The sequence below is a fragment of the Thermotalea metallivorans genome (assembly GCF_001562415.1).
Classification (GTDB): domain Bacteria; phylum Bacillota; class Clostridia; order Peptostreptococcales; family Thermotaleaceae; genus Thermotalea; species Thermotalea metallivorans.
In genome coordinates this window covers 1-20,100 of sequence record NZ_LOEE01000033.1, presented here as the reverse complement: position 1 = coordinate 20,100, position 20,100 = coordinate 1, and the positions used below count along the sequence as shown (strand labels likewise).

Here is a 20,100-nt window from a genome sequence, read left to right as displayed (position 1 = left end):
GGGACTTTGCCTCCGGCTTCCTTCAGATTCCACCTCACGATGGACACCCTTGCCTTTGGCTAATGGTTCCCACTGCCAAGCCCATAGCGGACTTTCACCGCCAAGTTACTGCCCATGCCGGGCGCACGTAGAAAGGGCCGGGTATTTTCCCGGCCGCTTTTCTGTAAGCCCTGCTCCCTCTTTTCATGAACGCCAACAGTCAATATCTCATCACTGCCGCCTACTGACCGGCAGCATCGGTTTCTCGCCTTTCCCCTTCCAAATCGAATTCCACATCTTCTTCCCAAGCATCATGTTCCTCCACCGGGGGGTCCAGTTCTTCTCCTGATTCTCCGAAGGGTACTTCTTCTCCATCGGACACAGTATTTTCTTCTTGTATCTCGGCAGTATCCTCTGTCTCCCCCACTTCTTTTTTCTCCATGGAATCCTCTGTTTCCTGCTGCTCCCTTTCTATCCCATAATCATCCACAGCCCTATCTGATGCTTCTCCATGTCCCGTATTGAACCTTTGAATTAACTGTTCCAGGTTGTGGACCATCTGACTCAAGCCGCCGATAAAATCCGTAATCTCCCGGATGGCATTGTCCTGCTCTTGGGTACTGGCAAGGACAATCTGAGTGCTGGCAGCCGTAGACTGGGATACATGATTTACCTCCGTCATGGAGTGCTCTACCAAGTCCATCCCTGCCGTAAGCTCCTCAATGGCAGCCGTAAAACTCTCCACCTCATGGGCCACTTTCTGGGTCTCTTGTATAATCTCATGGAAAGATCGGGTTGTGCCACTGACCACCTTGGTGCCATTCTTTACACCCTCCAAACTGCATTCCATCGTCTTTACAACCCGGTCCGTTTCCTGTTCAATCTTCTTGATTAACTCTACAATATTGGCCGATGCCTTTGCCGATTGCTCTGCCAGTTTTCTTACTTCTTCAGCCACTACAGCAAAACCCCTGCCGTGTTCCCCTGCCCGGGCTGCTTCAATTGCCGCATTCAGTGCCAATAAATTGGTTTGGTCCGATATTTGCTTGATCAACTGAACAATATCTCCAATTTTATAGGTATGTATGCTTAATTCTTTGATCAGTACTGCCGATTCCCCTACGGTCTCATCAATAGATTTCATAGTCTTGATAATCTCTTCAATATTCTCGGCGCCGTTTCTGGCTAATTCCGATGCATAGGAGGACGATTTTAGAATTTCCGCTGCATTGTCCGATACACTTCTGACCCCTTCAATCATTTGACTTACCGCCTGGGTGCTTCTCTCTACGCTATGGATTTGTTTCTCCGTGCCTGAAACTACTTCATGAATGGCCATGGTAATGTCATTGGCCGCTTCCGCCGTAAGCTGGGCATTGCTTTCCAAAGCCTTTGCAGAACTGTTGATTTGTCCTGAAAGACGGCTTACATCCTGAATCAGTTGGGCCAAAGAAGCTGTCATGTCATTAAATGCCTTTTGCAGCAACCCTATTTCATTGGTTGTGTTGACTTTAATTCGCTCCGTTAAATCTCCGGTCTTGATTTTATTGACTACCTTCAGCATGTCGGTAATGGGTTTTGTAAATGCCCGGGCAAATAATACACTTGCCAAAAGGCCAAAGAGAATTACTGCCAAAGAAATCACAATGGTCCTCCAAAGAGCTATCCTTCCCTGTTCTGTGATTTCCCGGTACTGCTGCTCCACAAGAATACCCCACTTGGTAGACGGCACTGGCGCATATCCTCCCACGACTTTTTGCCCTTCTGTATCTTCATAAATCTCCACATCGCTCTTTCCTTCAATAACACTGACAACTCCTTTGATTCCTTTTTCCAGTGCATTATATTTTGTCAATACCTTCTCTTTGAACTGAGGATGGGCAATGATATTTCCTTTTTTATCTACAATATAACTGTAGCCTGTTTCTCCGATCTTCATATCCTTGGTGAGATAAAACAGTCGGTCCAGTCTTAAGTCTGCCGCCATAACCCCTGTTTGTCCAGAAACGATGTTTTCGATAGGCATGGCAATGGTGATCACAGGCATTTTAGAATCTTCATCAATAAAAGTATCGGAAACATAAGTTCTTCCCGCCGCTGCCTCTTTGAACCAAATGGTATCCTTATAATTTTTGCCGTTATCCCGGCGATAATTGGTGCTGGCCAGAACATTCCCTCCCATATCCGTCATATAGACGGATTTGAACTGGACATTCACGCTGGCCATCTTGCCCAGTGTCGTATTCTTTCCATATTCATCTAACGTTTCAAAGTTGACTGTTGCAATGAGAGTTCTCATAGTTTCCATGGAGCTGGTGATATATAAATCCGCCTGAAGGGCCACCACCTTTGCCATAATCTTGTTGGCCTCTTTTTTATTTTCCAGCAAATCCCGGATATCACTGCGGTAATTTATCGTTCCGATGGCAGTAACAGCGATGGCGATAATCAATACAATGACCGCCGCCAGTTGGACCGCCATTTTGGATTTCCACTGCACTCCCATCTGCCCCTTCTTTTCTTCTTTTTTCTTTAATTTTACCAATTTCATCCTTATCATTCCCCCTGCTTCCCATTTGTCCATGCCCATAGGTCGGAATTTTGCAATTTAAAAAATATCATATATTATATTCTCGTTTTTTCGATATTTTCCTTTCAGAATTATCAAATTATTGCGTTTTTTCGTCAAAAAAGAAAAACTCGGTTTTGGTACCGAGCCTTTCTATATTTTCTTCAAATATTCATCCATGAACAGGTCAATCTCCCCATCCATCACCGCCTGCACATTTCCCATTTCCGCATTGGTTCTGTGATCTTTTACCAAGCTATAGGGATGGAAAACATAAGAACGTATCTGGCTACCCCAGGCAATTTGACTGTAGTCTCCTTTTAAATCTTCAATCTTCTCTTTTTGTTCCCTCTCCTTCAATTCCATCAGTTTTGCCTTCAACATCTTCATGGCCGTTTCCCGATTGCTGTGTTGCGAGCGTTCGTTTTGGCACTGTACTACAATACCCGTAGGCAGATGAGTGATCCGAATGGCAGATTCCGTCTTGTTGACATGCTGTCCACCGGCTCCGCTGGCACGATAGGTATCAATCTTTAAATCATTGGGATTGATCTCAATGTCGATGGTCTCCTCAATGTCAGGCATCACATCCACAGAAGCAAAAGAAGTATGTCGTTTGCCAGAAGGATCAAAGGGGGAAATGCGGACAATCCTGTGGACTCCTTTCTCACTTTTGAGATAGCCATAAGCATTTTCTCCTTCGATCAAAAGGGTTACGCTTTTGATGCCCGCCTCCGTATCTGGCAATATATCCAAGGTTTTTACCCGATATCCCCGTCTTTCGGCCCACCGGGTATACATTCGCAGCAGCATTTCTGCCCAATCCTGGGAGTCTAGACCCCCTGCCCCCGCATGGATGGAAAGAATGGCGCTGTTTCGATCATATTGTCCCGATAAAAGGGTTTCCACCTTCATCTTATCAATTTCCCCTTGGAGTCTTTCAACACCTTTTCGGATTTCTCCTTCCATGGATGCATCTTCTTCTTCCATAGCCATATCCAGAAGAATTTTTAAATCCTCCCAATGCTGGTGTAACTCTCTATATTTTTCATATTTGTCCTTCTTGTTTTTCAGTTGTTGCAGAACTTTCTGTGCTTCTTGAGGATCATTCCAAAAATCCTGTTCCACAATCTTTGCTTCTAGCATCTCGATTTCTTTGCACAAACCGGCGATGTCAAAGAGAAACCCTCAAATCTTCTAGAGGTTCCTCCAATAGATTTAGTTCGTACTTCAACTGCTCTAGTTGGATCATTGTCTCACTTCCTTATATAAATTATCGTTAGTCGTTAGCGGTTAGCAGTCAGCGGTTAAAAGCTATCCACCAGCAGCTATCAGCCATCTTCATTGTCCGCAGCATTTTTTATATTTTTTGCCGCTGCCACACGGACAGGGATCATTTCTTCCAACGGTATCCGCCTTCACAATAGGTTTTCGCTCAGCCTCTCCATCCCCGCTGCCGCTGGTACCCGTAACTTGGACTACCTGCTTCCGCTGGGCTTGTGTCTCTACTGTTACATTAAATACATATCGCAACGTATCCTCTTGGATACTCTTGATCATCTCTTCAAACATATCAAAGCCTTCTACCTGATAGGCCCTTACGGGGTCTTCCTGGCCATAGGCCCGCAATCCGATGCCCTGCCTTAACTGATCCATGGCATCAATATGATCCATCCACTTGGTGTCTACCACCCTCAGAAGCATGACGCGCTCCAGCTCCCGCATGCGCTCTTCGCCGATTTCCTGTTCCTTCTTCGTATAGATATTCTCAGCAATTTCCATGATCTTTTCTTTCAATGCTTCCTTCGTCAGTGCTTCTATATTATCAAACTGCAGGCTGCCCTTCGGCAGGAAGATGCTGTGGAGATAGTCCTCCATAGCCTTTAAATCCCATTCTTCCGGATATTTTGCCTCGGCCGTGTGGATCTCGATCATATGATCTACCAGGCTCCGCAGCATGCCCAGGATATGTTCCCGAAGATTTTCTCCTTCAAGAACCCTTCTTCGCTCTTTGTAAATAATCTCTCTCTGCTTATTCATCACGTCGTCATATTGAAGCACATGCTTTCTAATAGAGAAATTCCTGCCTTCTACCCTTTTTTGCGCACTTTCAATGGACTTAGAAAGCAGATTGGCTTCTATCGGCTCGTCATCCTCCATGCCCAGCTTTTCTACTACACCTTTGATGCGCTCACTGCCAAAGAGACGCATCAAATCATCTTCCAAAGAGATAAAGAATTGAGATGCTCCCGGGTCCCCTTGACGTCCGGCACGCCCCCGCAGCTGATTATCGATTCTTCGAGATTCATGTCTTTCTGTACCGATAATATGCAGTCCGCCCACTGCAATCACTTCTTTATGCTCCTCATCGGTAATTTTCTTCATGTGGTCGTAGATTTGATGGTATTTTTTTCTGGCTTCCAGGATCTCCTCGTCCTCCGTAGGCACAAAGCTTGTCACCATAGAAAGGACATGATCATTATAGCCCATCTTTCTCAGTTCTTTTTTGGCCATAAATTCCGGGTTTCCGCCCAATACGATGTCGGTACCGCGGCCCGCCATATTGGTAGCAATGGTGACTGCCCCCAACTTTCCTGCCTGGGCGATAATTTCCGCTTCCCTCTCATGGTGCTTTGCATTCAGCACTTCATGGGGAATGCCGTGTTTTTTGAGCATCTTGCTTAACAACTCCGATTTTTCGATGGAAATCGTACCCACCAGCACAGGCTGACCTTTTTTGTGCTTCTCTATGATTTGATTCACAACGGCTTTGAATTTGCCCTCCTCTGTCTTATACACCGAGTCGGGCAAGTCTTTTCTTTGAATCTCTTTGTTCGTAGGAATCACAACTACGTCCATATTGTAAATATGCTTAAATTCCTCTTCTTCTGTTTTGGCCGTACCCGTCATACCTGCCAGCTTTCTATACATTCTGAAATAATTTTGCAGTGTAATGGTCGCCAAAGTTTTTGACTCCCTCTGAATTTCCAATCCTTCCTTTGCCTCAATGGCCTGATGGAGCCCGTCGCTGTAGCGTCTGCCAAACATGAGACGTCCCGTGAACTCATCCACAATCACGATTTCCCCATCCTTGATCACATAGTCCCTGTCCAATCGCATCAAATGGTGGGCCTTTAAGGCTTGATTGATATGATGGGAAATCTCCATATTTTCGGGATCGGCCAGGTTCTCCACCCCAAAGAAATTTTCAGCCTTTCTTACCCCGTCATCGGTCAGCACAACCGTATGGGCTTTTTCATCTACCGTAAAATCCGCCTCTTTTTTTAATGTTTTTACAAATTGATCCACAATGAAATACAGTTTTGTGGACTTTTCTCCTGCCCCGGAAATGATCAGGGGTGTTCTTGCCTCATCCACCAAGATGCTGTCCACCTCGTCCACGATGGCAAAATTTAATTCCCGCTGAACCATCTCCTCCTTGTAAAGAACCATATTGTCCCGCAAATAATCAAAACCAAATTCGTTATTTGTACCATAGGTAATATCACAGCCATAGGCGGCTCTTCTTTCCTCATTGGTTAAACCGTGAACAATACATCCTACGGAAAGTCCTAAAAACTCGTAAATTTTCCCCATCCACTCTTTGTCACGCTTTGCTAGATAGTCATTGACGGTGACCACATGGACTCCTCTGCCCTCCAAGGCATTCAGGTAAACGGGAGCAGTAGCCACCAAGGTCTTTCCTTCACCGGTCTTCATCTCTGCAATTCTTCCCTGATGCAGTACGATGCCCCCCAAAAGCTGAACAGGGAAATGACGCATTCCTAAAGTTCTCCAGGCTGCTTCCCTCACCACGGCAAAGGCTTCCGGCAGTATGTCATCAAGGGTTTTTCCATTTCTTAAGGCTTCTTTGAATTCAACAGTTTTATGCTTCAATTGCTCATCCGTATAAGCCCTTGTTTGTTCTTCCAATGCCTCTATTTGATGAACGATTTTAAATAATCGCTTTACTTCCCGATCATTAAAACTGCCAAATATCTTATCTAATAGACCCATTTCCATCATCCTCTCTATACAATGTTATAATACCCCATTTTCCATTGTAACATAATCCAGCACATTATGCAAAAATTCAAAAAGGAAGAACGGTGGTTATCTATTTCTTCAAAAAATATATCACGAGCTCGGACTTCACAAGATTTGCAAGGAAATTTCACAAAAGTATAAATTTGATTTTGACTTAGATTCCATACTTTCCAGATTAATCTACGGAAGAGTGATTTTTCCTTCCTCTAAACTTGCTACATATGAGCTTTCTAAAAGGTTTATCCAACAACCCAATTTTGATTTGCATCAAATATACAGAGCTCTTGAATTCCTTGCTAAGGAGACAGATTTTATCCAGTCCTCCTTGTATGAAAACAGCCTGAAGGTTTCCAAAAGAAATACCGGTATCCTTTACTATGATTGCACCAATTACTTTTTTGAAATTGAACAGGAGGATGGCAACAAGCAATATGGTCCTTCTAAAGATCACAAGCCCAATCCGATCATTCAAATGGGACTGTTTATGGACGGAGATGGAATTCCCCTGGCTTTCAGCATGAACAGAGGGAATATGAATGAGCAGCTGACTTTAAAGCCATTAGAAAAGAAAATTATTTCTGACTTTGAGCTTTCTAAATTTATTGTTTGCACAGATGCAGGGCTGGCTTCTGAAGATAATCGAAGGTTTAATGACAAGGATGGCCGGGCATTTATTACAACACAATCTGTCAAAAAATTAAAGGAACATCTAAAAAAATGGGCTCTTGCTCCAGATGGCTGGAAGCTTGCAGGCAGCGATAAAACCTATGATATTTCTAAACTTGATGAAATGGTAGATAAAGCTGCTCCTGAAGATAAAGGGAAAATAAGAGAAAAAGTATTTTATAAGGAGCGCTGGATTAAAGAAAATGGTTTTGAACAAAGGCTTATTGTAACCTACTCCATCAAATACAGGGATTATCAGCGTAAAATCCGCAACTCTCAAATAGAAAGAGCTCAAAAGGCCATAGAAAACAACCCCACAAAAATCAAGAAATGCAATGCTAACGATTACAAACGGTTTATTGCCAAAACAAGCTGTACTGCTGATGGTGAGATTGCAGATAAAGAAATATACAGCATTGATTCTGCTCTAATCCAGAAGGAAGAAGTCTTTGATGGTTTTTATGGGGTTTGCACAAACCTTGAGGATGATGTATCTGAAATCATCAAGGTTAATCACAGGAGATGGGAGATTGAAGAATGCTTTAGGATTATGAAAAGCGAATTTAAAGCAAGACCTGTGTATTTAAGCAATGATGACAGGATTAAAGCACATTTCATTACCTGCTTTATATCTCTGATTATTTATAGGTTGCTTGAAAAGAAGCTTCAAGAAAAATTTACATGCCATGAAATTATTAGTGGATTGAGAGGTATGAATTTTTTAGAAGTTAAAGGCGAGGGGTATGTTCCAACCTACACAAGAACTGATTTTACCGATGCTTTACATGATGCTTTTGGTTTTCGTACGGATTACCAGATTGTTAGCATAAATATGATAAAAAAAATTTAAAGAAACAAAAAAAATAAAAAAAGTACGCACTTTTTGAACACATAAAGAAAGCTTGAAACCTAGTTTTTTCAAGTGATTACAAGCTTTTTTTATTCTTCCACTGTCAAAGATGGGATATTATCATAAATCGCCTATAAAAGCTTTCTTATATGACAAAGCTTTTATTAATTTTTTATTGCAGAAAGCATTCGACAAAATTATGGTTCTCATATTCAAACTACTCTTTCAATTTTAGATTAGTGTTTACTTAACTTACGGTAATAAATTACTCTTAGTTCTCACTAATAGAGATTGTACCCGTTGAAGCATGTCCATTTGAAACTAAATTTTGAATTTTATTTTGAAGTGTCTGCTGATCACTATTTGATATTCGGACGCAACCATATGTAGGCCTTAAAGGATAGTAAGTCTTTGATGTATCAGTTATTGGATCTCCTCCATGTATCCAAATACCATCTCTTCCTGACTCAATAATGACACCTGATACCCCTGTCATTTTAACAACTTTATATGGTCCATAGGATGAAGTATTTGACATAGGCCCATATAAGTAGCCTGTGTATTCACCGGTTGGGGTATTTCCTTGATATTCATACATACTAGCGTTAGATGCTGATCTTCCTAAACATTCTGCATACATACGACATTCACTGCTTGCATCCCATAGGTAAATATGCCCTTTATAGTTCCTATTTATTGGAAGATACACATCGATATGCCAAGTTCCTAATGCTGAAATTAAGTTTGTCTTTTTTTCGACTAATAGAGTGTCATCTGTAGAATATACTTTCACTAGGTTATAAGTAGGCTCCGTAGAATAAAATATCTGATCTAGAGTAATTTCTACCTTAGATTCCCCCGGTGGAATCTTTACAAACTTTATTGCCTTTAGGTATTCTTTATTATTTCTAGCTGAAAACAGTTTAACACAATATTCTCTATCGGATGTAATGTCTTTTTTGTCACTTAGGGTAACACTTACTGCAGTAGGCCTTCCAACTTCAATGTTGCTATTTTTGTACTCTACTGATTCAATTATAGGAGCTATTGTTCTTTTATGAGATTTCTTTATACTTTGAGTATGCGACAACAATGTTCTGTTTTCATTATTTCCTATCTCTTTTTCGATTTTATCAAGTATTTTCTTTTCCTTCTCTGTTAATTCTGTCATTTCATCAATAATTATATTCGTGTTTTTATAATCATTTTTTATTGTATCATATGCTATAAATTTTGAAATTTTATTAATATCATTTTCAGGTAAATGTGCAATCATCTTTACAAATTGTTTAGCATCTGCTCTATAAGCTTTTCCGATAATGTGAAAGTATTCTTCATCTACATCACTTATTGAATTTTCTATAAAGTCTAAAATGATTTTTTTACTGAACTTCCTAATGTGTGGTTGATATTTTTGGATATCAGAAAAATTAGAATTGTCTTCTATCATTAAATTTAAGATATTATTTAGAAAATTAGATTCCAATTGACTTAAGCCAAAAGTATCTCTTAGTTCTATTACTTGCTTCTTAAACTCTTCAAGATTCTGATAGTTTGCATTATATATTAGTAAGGTTGCAACTTTTTCCTTTTTATCATCATCTAGATTACTTGCCTCTTTAATAAAAGTTATTGAATCCTCTCTAAACGCTTTTCCTATTTCAGCAGCAATGTCTTCAGCATCTACTCCGTCGACTTCGTTCACTTTTTCAAATATAGACACATATTTAGCATTTTCCATACCATATCCAACATTTGGTATCATTGTCAAAAATAACGCCAATACCATAACTAAACTAATAAATCCCTTTAGATAGCTTTTCATTTGATTATCCCCCTTAATTTTTAGTTCTAAAAGTTCTCAAGTTGCTCCATCAAATCATAGATAATCACCTCTCTTTCATAATCATTAAAAAAATCTTCATTTTGCATATTTTGAATTTCTATCCTAATCTGATTTATATCTTTGTAACTACAATAGTAAGCAACAAATTTGTTTACAGTCTTCATTTTTGTTTCAGGTATTTTGCTTAAGCACTTGATAAATCTATTTTTATCTTTCAGAAATATCTGTCCAACAATGGACGCATATTCTTCAGCCATAGCACCGTCTAGCCCATCAACGGCTTGCAGAATACTAATCATATCTCTTTCATTTTCATAAGATATGCTGCCTAACCAATTCAATAAATCAAAAGAAGCATTTGAGTAAAGGGACTCATAGGTACTCCAATTTATGTCTTTTATAATGCTCAATATTAATGTTTTGTTATCAGGTTTTTCATGTATATCAGCAAATAATCTAAATATTTGTTCTTCAATACCCTCCATTTTGCTTTCTGCATCATATGATTCCCTTATTTGCATTTTGTTTGCTGAAATATCATTTGCTGAATTCCTTACTGCCCCCTCTTTTGTTTTATATCCAATATTTTTAAATGTGCTATAAAAAACAATTGCAAGAAAAATCATTAGGAAGATATATAATTTTTTCACCTAATTCCACCTCCAAATAATTTTGATTGTTATCATTTAGTGAAATATGCTATTCAAGATATTGTATACTTAAATAGGAGACCTGTCTTATACAATTTAATCATTTTTATTTTTATTTATTTGTATAAAAGTAAATTAAATAAAATAAATTTATTGATTTTATAATATGATAATATCTATTAAATTATATGTTGTCAACATTTTTTTCCAAAAATTATTTTTTCAAAACTTGTTTAGACAGTGTAAAATAAAGTTTGTAAACTACAACATATGCTAAAATAATATTAGGATGATAGCGGGAGGATTTACACATGATAAATGATAAAAGATAAAAGACTGTTAGCAAAAGAAATTATAGATGCATTTGGCCCTAAAAACATAGAGGATATAGAATGGGCATTAAAAGAGTTATTCTCTGCCACTTTAGAAAAAATGTTTATAGCTAAGCAGTATACAACTTTTTTCTTTTGAACAGTGGATATCATGAGCAAATGGAATCGGGCCATTCCCAACTAGTCTCAAGTATTAAATCAGTTGGGCATATGATTTGGTGATAGAATTACAAAATTTTTGCCTTAAAAAAAGGTTTACACACTTTACTTGACAAGGTCTTTTCTCACAAGAACATTATATGGGAGATGTGGTTTGAGGTGGTACATTTTTTGTTTAGCAAGTATTTATTTTTGGTATACTTTTAGTTTAACATTAGCATGTGCAAAAGTTGATTAAAATAAAGTACGCACTTTTTTATAGATAAAAAAGCTTAGAACACCCTTTTTAAATAGGTTCTAAACTTTTTAAAATCTCTAACTGTCAAATTTGAGATTGTAACATAATCCAGCACATTATGCAAAAATTCAAAAAGGAAGAACTTTCGCCCTCCCTTACAGCTTCCCTTTATATCCAAATGTTATCATCCGATTTCGCACAGTAAATTTGCTTTTTTGCATTTCGCCCTGAATCAACAGGATCACGCCCAAAGTTACAAAAATATCCCCTATGCTGACTATCTTGGGCAACGGATATGGCTTTGGTATGGCAATAAATTTAGCCAAATATTTTGTCCAATGGGTAATTCCTTCCAATGAACGGTAATGGGCCATCTCTCCTCTTTCGATTGCGCGGATCATAGGCTCCAATCCTGCCAACTTCAAACTTTCAAAAGAAACAGGCATTTGAAAATCGTTGAAAAGAATCACCACAAGATTGAGCAATATCCCCACCAGAAAGGCCCACATGCCTTTTTTCTTTAGATTCATGGAAATGCCTAAAATCAAAAGAACCATGGACATTACATAAATATAGCCCCGATATTTGGCAAAGATGGGAAAATCCTCTGAGATTGCAGGAGTTAACTGCAGCAATAAAGCCAGGATCAGGATAATCCATCCATGAATGGATACTTCGCTGAGGCCTCTGAATTTTCCCCCTCTGATCTTTCCTAAAAGCAATCCTATGATCGTTCCTTCCATTAACAAGCCATACCACCCCTTTATTTTCAGGTTATTAAACCATCTCACAGGTTTTCAAATTATCATTGGCTGCTAGCAATTACTAACTTTCAACTTATCCCCTTTATCCTATTTCCTTTATGCCTCAACATTTGATTCTGAACAAACAAGAATACACCGAGCATCATAAAAATATCCCCAATACTGAGGGTTTTCGGCATAGGATAAGGTTCTTTCAAATGGATAATATCTCCCAAAACCTTTAAAGAAGTTGTTTCGTCCATGACTGCATGGACAAGATCCTTACCTGCTTTTAAAAAAGCAATCTTCTCTCGGAAAAAAATTGGGTCAATGCTGCTGATATCTACAGGCATCCGCCCTCCATTGGCCATAATTACAATAAAATTCAGCATGACTCCTATTAGAATGAATGGAAAACCTTTGGATTTTATGTTATTTATCAATACAAAGATAAGGAAGCCGTAAGTGATGAAGTGAATTATCATAATGTATTCGTCAATCCATCGCCACAGGGGTTCGATTTCTTTCATCCTTATCCATGATGCGGAGAATTCAATCAAGGCAGCAATGGTCATATACCACCATTGATGGATATAGATATCCGTCAATTGAGAAATTTTGCCACCCCGCAGTTTTCCGATGATAATGGAAGTCCCTAGGGATTCAACCCACATGTGCTATTTCCTCCCTGTTTCTGTGTAAATAATCCCGAAAGGCCTTCACCACAATAGGATTAAATTGTACACCCGCCTCTTTCAACAAAATGTTCATGGCAGTGCTTTGATCCATTGCCTTTCGGTAAGGACGATCAGAAGTCATGGCGTCGAAGGCATCTGCTACCGATAAAATGCTGGCTTCAATAGGAATTTCAGCCCCCTGTAGTCCTTCAGGATATCCTTTTCCATCAAATCGTTCATGGTGATATTTTATGATCTTTGATACATCTCCCAAAAAATCTACCTCTGATAAAATCTTGGCACCGATTTCAGGATGCTTCTGAATCACAAAATATTCATTATCTTCTAGTTTTCCCGGCTTATTCAAGATACTGTCGGATATGCCTATTTTCCCAATATCATGCAAAATCGCCGCCGTTTTGATCCGATCAATGGTATCCTGCCTAAAACCCATGTGTTCGGCAATCCCCACAGCATAATCAGCTACTCGATAGGAATGGCCTATAGTATACTTGTCCTTTGCTTCCACAGCATTCGCCAAAGCCTTGATGGTTTCAAAATATACATGACGCATGTCCATATATAATATAAACGAATATCGTGCCACCAATAGCGGCCCGAAGAAAAACAAAACTGCAATCCATCCGTATGTAGAATATGCTATTGCAATAATAATGCCTAATGGCGCTAATCCAAAAAAGTTTTTTATAGCCCAATTAAAAGTAGTTATGGTCTTAAAGATTGATTTGTTATCAACTATAGCTATCAACCCAGCAAAAATTGTAACATTTATTGCTATGTATATTATCATACTAAAGGTAATACCTGTTACGCTAATTCCAGCAACTCTTATAGAATTATGCATTCTGCTTAAATAGTCATAAAGCATGCCAGCAGTAACAGTTGAAATCGCAAAAACGCTACTATTAAATAATCTTTTGTATATTGAACTATTTAATAGATGTTCATATCTTCCATCTATTTTTTCAACTGCAAATAAAAAAGATGCAAAAGCCATAATAGAAGTTGTATATGGCTCAAGGATTAGAGCTGCCCCTACTCCTATAGCAAAACCCACAGATACCCCTGTATTCCCTTTAACTCTTATAGTTAAAGACTCCGCAATGATTCCTAGCATTGCAAAAAACAGGATTGATCCTATTTGTGACGATGTACGTACTTCTCTTATGCCTATCATAAGAATTGACAGACCAACCCCAATTATCAATCCTGTATATAGTTTTAACTTAAAGGACATCTCCTTCATTTTTATATCTCCTTTATATAATTTTAGGTCGGCTTTTGCAGTTTATTTCCAGCTAAAATTTGCTCCACCAGCTAAAATTAATGACAATAAGCTCATAAACAATACGATAAATCTTTTTTTCATGGATATAGCCCCCTTTTTGTGTATAGGCTCTGGTGCTCCGCTAATTTACACAGGCTATATCGCTTCGCTATGCAAAAATAGATAAATAGCCGACCTAAAATACTAGCTTAGCCACCAAACTTCACAATTCGCCTGTTGATTGCATCCAGCGTTGCACGGACGATGGCTTCATATTCGTCTTTTTTCACCACGGCAGACCCTACCATCAGCTCTTCTTCATGTTGAGTAATCAGACTGATCGCTGTAACCATGGCATTCCGTTTTGCCAACTGGATTCTCTCAATATCCTCCACAATAAAGGTATTGCTCATCCCTAAAAGAGAATGAATACATTCTAAGGTAGCATTGGCTACCATTCGATAGACATTGTTCTTTGAATTGATCCCCTGTACTGTACCTTCAATCAATTCCTCGCCTTTTTGGAGTACGACCTTGATTTCTGCTATATTCCCTATCACAGAATACCCGATGGAATGAATCTTTAGACGAAATTCATTGTCTGCTTCCTGCTTGAAATTGATCTGTGCTACACTGATGATCTTATGGTCAATCTTCATGTCAAACTTTGCAGTGAGAGCAGACTGAATATCTCTAGATATTTGCTTGGCATTTCTTTGATTGGATGCCAGTACATGGATTTCCTCCAATTCATTGTTTTCATTAAAAACAATTTTTGACGAAATTACCTCTGGAATATTGTTGATAATTTCCTCCATATCCAATACAAGTCGTTTCATATCCATACGTTCCATTCCAAACCCCTTTAACTATAACAGTCTTTCGTTAAGCATCATTTTTCTACATAACTTATTCGACTTCCATCGTCTATCTCCTTCTTTTTTGTAACGATTCCTTCTCTTGTCCATCGGCAACGGACTTCCTAGTGTCGATCAAATAATTTTAAATAATTATCATTTAAGAATTTATCTAAGTCTTCGCCTTTGACAGGCTTGCTGAACAAATAACCCTGCAGATAGTCGCATTTCCCTTTCTTAAGCCGTTTGTATTCTTCTAGCTCCTCTACACCCTCTGCAACAACTTTTATGTTAAGTCCGTGGGCAATACAAATCAAACTATCCAATATCTGTATATTCTCCAGTTTTATGAATTTATCTTTTAAACTTTTATCCAACTTGATTTTATCAACAGCTATATAGGTAAGATAGTTCAGGGATGAATAGCCTGTCCCAAAATCATCCAAGACAACAGCTATACCCAGTCTTTTTAGCTGTTTCAATTTTTGTATAGTTTCTTCCTGGTTTTCGATCAACACATTTTCTGTAATTTCTATTTCAATGAGTGAAGGATGGATGTCATTTTCTTCTAAGCTATTTTTTAGATATTCTATAAATCTGCTATCGGAAAATTGTCTTGGAGATACGTTAATGGCGATTGGTTTTAAATCGAATCCCTTTTCCTTCCATATTTTAATTTGCTTTATTACTTCTTTGATTACCCATCTTCCGATTGGTATTATAACATCTGTTTCTTCTGCAATAGGTATAAATATTCCTGGTGAAATATCTATCTCTTTTAATCTGATGAGAGCCTCAAAGGATGATATTTCTCCAGTATTTGTTTCTATGATGGGCTGGTAGTATAATGTAAATCCCTCTTCTTTTACGGCCTTTCTCAATATGTTTTCTATTTTTATTTTCTCATTGAACTGAATCTCCATTTGTTTACTAAACAAAAGATATTTATTTTTTCCTGTATATTTTGCCTTATACATTGCTATATCCGCTTTTTTGAGCAAATCATTCATATCTTGTCCGTCATCAGGATATCTGACAATTCCGATACTTGCCGTTATAGGAGTTTCTATGCCGTCTATACTGATTTTTTCTTGAAAATTTTTCAGTATTTTCCGGGCATAATCCTCCGCAGTTTTTATATTTTCCTTCATCAGAATAATAAACTCATCTCCCCCTATTCTGAAAACATGAATATCTTCACATTCGAATTTCTGCAATATGGCAGAAACTTCTTTTAAAAGTTTATCCCCATATATATGTCCTACAGTGTCATTAATATTTTTAAAATTATCCAGATCCAGTAAAAGCATTGCCCCTTTTTTTCCCCGCAGCAATTCTTCCGTAAATAATTCAGTAAATTTTCTTCTGTTGGGTATCCCCGTCAGTGGATCATGATCTGCCAGGTACTGAATATATGCTTCCTTTTCTTTCATTTCTGTAACTTCTATGAATACCCCATTTACACTTTTTATATTTCCCTGCCGGTCTTTAATTTCTTTCCCTTTGACTAAGTACCACCTTATCCTGCCCGCCTTGTCTTTGATTCGGATTTGGGTGTTAATTTCCTTTGCAATCCCCTGTTGGTGTTTTTCAAATGCCTCTATAAGAATTTTTCTATCTTCCGGATAAACAATTTTGTTTATCATTTCGTGCAGTTTCTGTACCTGGATCTTTTCTCCTACGATTTCCTCAGCTTTTTGTGAAATATGATGGGTAAATTCATATTCCTTGTCCAATTCCCACACAAAGCTGTCGGTAGCTTTGATAGCTATTTCATACTTTTGTCTCAGTTCTTCATTTTTTTCCAAATAATTCTGCATTTCATCATATTGAGCCTTCAATTCTTCTTCACTGGCTGTAAGCTCTCCTATGGTTGCTTCCAATTCTTCATTCGTACTCTCCAGTTTTTTTTGATATCTCACTCTTTCTGTAATATCTGTATAGATCACATGACCTCCTAATATCTCATCCTTCTCTTTAACCAAGACCCCTCTTATTTTTACATGGATAGGTTGTCCATATTTTGTGTATCGAACCGCTTCTAAATCTATCTTCCCTGTTTTAAACAAATTGAAAGTATTCTTTTCTGCTTCGCTTCTCAGATCCTTTTTTATCACTATATCATCTAGATTTTTACCAATACATTCTTCTCTTGTATATTGAAATAAATTAAGAAATGTCTTGTTTACATTTTTTACTATGTGGTTCTTGTCCACATATGCAATTGCATCTGGGCTATTTTTAAAAAGCATTTCATATTTTTTAAAAATAGTCTTGGTGATTTTCTCTTTTTTTTCTACCTGTTTCATCATTTTTATTTTATTCCATATCTCATAAAACATGATTGCAAAATGTTTTTCTTCCGGTGAAAAAACAACGATCTTATACCAGCCCCCAAGTTCTTTCGCATACCGGATAAATTCACTGTATTCTTTTTCTAGGGCGATTTTCCCGCAAGTTTGTATCCAATTAAAAACATCTTTTTGTGTATTATCTAGTATTTTTGTAAGTTTTTTCCCTATAATATCTTTTTCTTTGAAACCTATCATCTTTTCAAAGGCGGGATTTGCTTCCATAAATATATAATCACAGGGATTTCCTTCTGAATCTGTAAGAATCCTTTGATACCCGTAGGCAACAGGACTCCTCATCAGGATTTCTTTATACAGTTTTCCCTTTTCCATGATAGCCACCTTCTTGCATTTTGTTCTCTTTGTGAATTTACAATTAATTATATAACTAAAGTTTGTAAAATTTAATAGCTTTTTTCAACTTTTTTCGAGGTTTTTTGCAATTGTTTGTCTTCCTCATTTCCCGTATATACCTGCGTAAAAAAAATAAGACAGCGATTGCTGTCTTATTCTTCTAAATAATTGTTTCAACTATAGCGTAGGTTCTATCAGACCATAATTGCCATCTTTTCTTTTGTATACCACATTTACTTCATCCGTCTCTCCGTTGGTAAATACAAAGAAATTGTGTCCCAAAAGTTCCATTTGAAGCACTGCTTCCTCTGGATCCATTGGCTTTATAGAGAAACGCTTGGTTTTTACAATCTTGGTTTCGAATTTTTCACTTTGCTCTATGTCCGGTATATATTCGAATCGGATGGTGTCATGACCATGATACCGCTTTTCAAGCTTGGTCTTATATTTTTGAATCTGGCGGTTTAATTTGTCCAATACCTTATCCACCGAGGCATACATGTCATCTGTCGCTTCTTCTGCCCTCAATATTGCTCCATTCATGGGTATAGTCACCTCAATAATCTGTCTGTTCTTTTCTACACTTAAGGTTGCTTGAGCCTCTGTATCCTCATTGAAATACTTTCCAAACTTTTCTAGCTTGTTGGTAATTGTATCCCGTAAAGCGTCTGTTACCTCTAAATTTCTCCCACTGACTCTGACTCTCATATACTTCAGCTCCCTTCAAACATATATATGATTGAGCCGAAACTGGTCGGCTCAAAACTTGCTGTTGTCCTATTCGGCGGTATAATTTTATATAATCTTATTCATTAGGTTTTCTATACTTTCCTCCTATTTTCCGAAATTTTAAAAAACGGATTGGACAAGTTCGATATATCATTATTTTACCCATCATTTTTTTTAATCAAACACCCTTCTCTGTTTTTTTCAATAAAATCTCCCTAATTGATATTGTGTCAATCCATGAATGAAAAAAACTGTTTTTTATCTCATGTATAAATGTAAAATTTAGCAGTCTTTTGAAAATTCTACACAGCTTTTCAACAGTATCCACTGTTTTATCCACAGAATTTTTGCAATTTTTTTGCTTATGCACAGTTTTTTGTTTGATTCCGTCTGTTTTTCCATAAAATTTATACTGCATCCATTTATTTATACATGTTATCCACAATCCCCCATCATACTTTGCATCTTTCTGTGGATAATGTGAATAAAGTTGTTGATAACCGGTTTTCCAATGCCGTTCTTGTGAATAATCTTGTGAATGAGACGTGGATAAGTCATTTTTTGCGCTATTTTGTCACGAATTGTCATTCATTTTTATCACTATTTATTGATCCCTCGACTGGTTTATACATGACATTGTATAATCGTTTTTATGACAATAATTTTTTTATGATTTGATGAAATTTCATATCCCCTGTTGATACAAATTTTTGACAAATCTTCCTTTTCTCTCGAAAGGATCGTGTCTATCCCTATGTTGCATCATAGAATTTTCTTAGTTCCTCCATAAGCATTATTGTCACAGAAGCCTTTTGCAAATCAAATTTCTTATTTTCCAACTGAGAGACCGGCATGATATCTATAAGGGAATTCGTTGCAAAAATTTCATCGGCTTCATATATTTCCTCTTTTGCATATTGGCCGATTTGTAATTCCACGCCTATACTTCTCATAATATGTATGACCTTATCCCTCATAATTCCCCGCAAAATTCCACAGGCTGCAGAAGGAGTATATACGATATGATTTTTCACAAAAAATATATTGGAAATGGCTCCTTCGGTGATTTTTCCATATACATTCAGAAAAATTGCTTCATCATAGCCCTTTTCTTTTGCCTTCCTCAAAGACAAAATATTTTCCAAATAATTGTTCGACTTTATGCCTGCCAGCAAGGATTCGGGATTTCTTTTCATAGGAGAAAAGCATACTTTCCATCCCTTTTCATATTGTTCCTTTGGATAAGGATGTTCCCTGGTAGTGATCAGCAAATCATAAAGATCCCCATTTTTTGTATAAGCAATCCTTACGCCTCCATGGAAAAGATTGTTTTTATCTATCAGTGCATCACACCATTGGCAAATCACATCCGGAGAAAATTCCAGCTTCATCTCCAAGATGCTGCATCCCCTTCTCAAACGTTCCATGTGTTCTGTAAAAAAATACATTTTCCCTTCCTGCACCTTTACAGTCTCAAACAGCCCGTAACCGTACATAAACCCTTCACTGACAGGGGAAATCCCTGCTTCATGGTCCTTGATGATTTTTCCGTTTAGAGAGATATACATACATCCGTCCATCCTTTTCTTCCATATTGTACTTTTGTCCATCATCTATATATCTATCTATTTCCATTATATCGAGTAGGAGGTAGATAATTAATTTATCTACCGTCCTCTCACACCACCGGACATACGGTCCCGTATCCGGCGGTTCATCAGGATTAATATCACATAGAAAGCCTTTTAGTTAGAGTAGTGAATCC

Annotated in this window: 14 protein-coding genes and 2 pseudogenes; 2 read left to right on the top strand and 14 right to left on the bottom strand. The window is 37.8% G+C overall.

The features are described from left to right. Window positions 1-59: 59 nt before the first annotated feature. The 4 genes from AN619_RS15935 to secA form a co-directional block, all read right to left on the bottom strand. Window positions 60-287 (bottom strand): hypothetical protein, encoded by a 228-nt coding sequence (locus AN619_RS15935; protein WP_157064963.1) that lies wholly within the window; start codon window positions 285-287, stop codon window positions 60-62. Then, complete coding sequence (locus AN619_RS08340) at window positions 221-2,530, bottom strand: methyl-accepting chemotaxis protein (protein ID WP_068556274.1); 2,310 nt, start codon at window positions 2,528-2,530, stop codon at window positions 221-223. The genes AN619_RS15935 and AN619_RS08340 overlap by 67 nt, the downstream gene beginning before the upstream one ends. Window positions 2,531-2,701: 171 nt before the next feature. After that, window positions 2,702-3,800, bottom strand: a protein-coding gene (gene prfB, locus AN619_RS08335; RefSeq protein WP_157064962.1) for a peptide chain release factor 2 whose coding sequence is annotated in 2 segments (ribosomal slippage) — window positions 2,702-3,724 and window positions 3,726-3,800 — 1,098 coding nt in all. Because the reading frame shifts where the segments join, the coding sequence is not laid out codon by codon here. Window positions 3,801-3,889: 89 nt separating this feature from the next. After that, complete coding sequence (gene secA / locus AN619_RS08330; RefSeq protein ID WP_198153272.1) at window positions 3,890-6,565, bottom strand: preprotein translocase subunit SecA; 2,676 nt, start codon at window positions 6,563-6,565, stop codon at window positions 3,890-3,892. Window positions 6,566-6,653: 88 nt separating this feature from the next. Here secA and AN619_RS08325 point away from each other — a divergent pair. Next, window positions 6,654-8,148 (top strand): annotated as a pseudogene (locus AN619_RS08325) (IS1634 family transposase); the annotation flags it as partial. Window positions 8,149-8,382: 234 nt separating this feature from the next. Here AN619_RS08325 and AN619_RS08320 read toward each other — a convergent pair. Both AN619_RS08320 and AN619_RS08315 read right to left on the bottom strand, forming a co-directional pair. Then, window positions 8,383-9,936 carry a L,D-transpeptidase gene (locus tag AN619_RS08320; RefSeq protein ID WP_068556272.1) on the bottom strand — a complete coding sequence of 518 codons (1,554 nt, stop codon included), beginning with the start codon at window positions 9,934-9,936 and terminating at the stop codon, window positions 8,383-8,385. A 26-nt stretch (window positions 9,937-9,962) separates the two neighbouring features. Continuing rightward, window positions 9,963-10,607 carry a hypothetical protein gene (locus tag AN619_RS08315; RefSeq protein WP_068556271.1) on the bottom strand — a complete coding sequence of 215 codons (645 nt, stop codon included), beginning with the start codon at window positions 10,605-10,607 and terminating at the stop codon, window positions 9,963-9,965. Window positions 10,608-10,925: 318 nt separating this feature from the next. Between AN619_RS08315 and AN619_RS15930 the strand changes: the two genes are divergently transcribed. Next, the gene (locus AN619_RS15930; RefSeq protein WP_157064961.1) at window positions 10,926-11,078 is read left to right on the top strand and encodes a hypothetical protein; all 153 of its coding nucleotides are present in this window, start codon (window positions 10,926-10,928) and stop codon (window positions 11,076-11,078) included. A gap of 413 nt (window positions 11,079-11,491) precedes the next feature. Here AN619_RS15930 and AN619_RS08310 read toward each other — a convergent pair whose 3' ends face one another. From AN619_RS08310 to AN619_RS08275, 8 genes and pseudogenes are all read right to left on the bottom strand, one after another. Then, a complete protein-coding gene (locus tag AN619_RS08310) occupies window positions 11,492-12,079 on the bottom strand; it encodes a DUF5317 domain-containing protein (RefSeq protein WP_068556270.1) in 588 nt (195 codons plus the stop codon). An 89-nt stretch (window positions 12,080-12,168) separates the two neighbouring features. Next, window positions 12,169-12,753 carry a DUF5317 domain-containing protein gene (locus AN619_RS08305; RefSeq protein WP_068556269.1) on the bottom strand — a complete coding sequence of 195 codons (585 nt, stop codon included), beginning with the start codon at window positions 12,751-12,753 and terminating at the stop codon, window positions 12,169-12,171. After that, window positions 12,743-13,363, bottom strand: coding sequence for an HD-GYP domain-containing protein (locus AN619_RS16145; RefSeq protein WP_198153271.1), 621 nt, complete (start codon window positions 13,361-13,363; stop codon window positions 12,743-12,745). Before AN619_RS16145 ends, AN619_RS08305 begins: the two co-directional genes overlap by 11 nt. A 60-nt stretch (window positions 13,364-13,423) precedes the next feature. After that, window positions 13,424-13,894 (bottom strand): annotated as a pseudogene (locus AN619_RS16690) (hypothetical protein); the annotation flags it as partial. 359 nt (window positions 13,895-14,253) lie between these two features. Beyond that, entirely contained in the window at window positions 14,254-14,898 is a 645-nt protein-coding gene (locus tag AN619_RS08295; RefSeq protein WP_068556267.1) for a hypothetical protein, read from the bottom strand. 128 nt (window positions 14,899-15,026) lie between these two features. Next, window positions 15,027-17,585, bottom strand: coding sequence for an EAL domain-containing protein (locus AN619_RS08290; protein WP_068556266.1), 2,559 nt, complete (start codon window positions 17,583-17,585; stop codon window positions 15,027-15,029). Window positions 17,586-17,783: 198 nt separating this feature from the next. Next, complete coding sequence (gene hpf / locus AN619_RS08285; RefSeq protein ID WP_068556265.1) at window positions 17,784-18,314, bottom strand: ribosome hibernation-promoting factor, HPF/YfiA family; 531 nt, start codon at window positions 18,312-18,314, stop codon at window positions 17,784-17,786. Between the two features lie 773 nt (window positions 18,315-19,087). Beyond that, window positions 19,088-19,915, bottom strand: a complete 828-nt coding sequence (locus tag AN619_RS08275) for an aminotransferase class IV (protein WP_198153269.1) — start codon at window positions 19,913-19,915, stop codon at window positions 19,088-19,090. Window positions 19,916-20,100 lie beyond the last annotated feature (185 nt).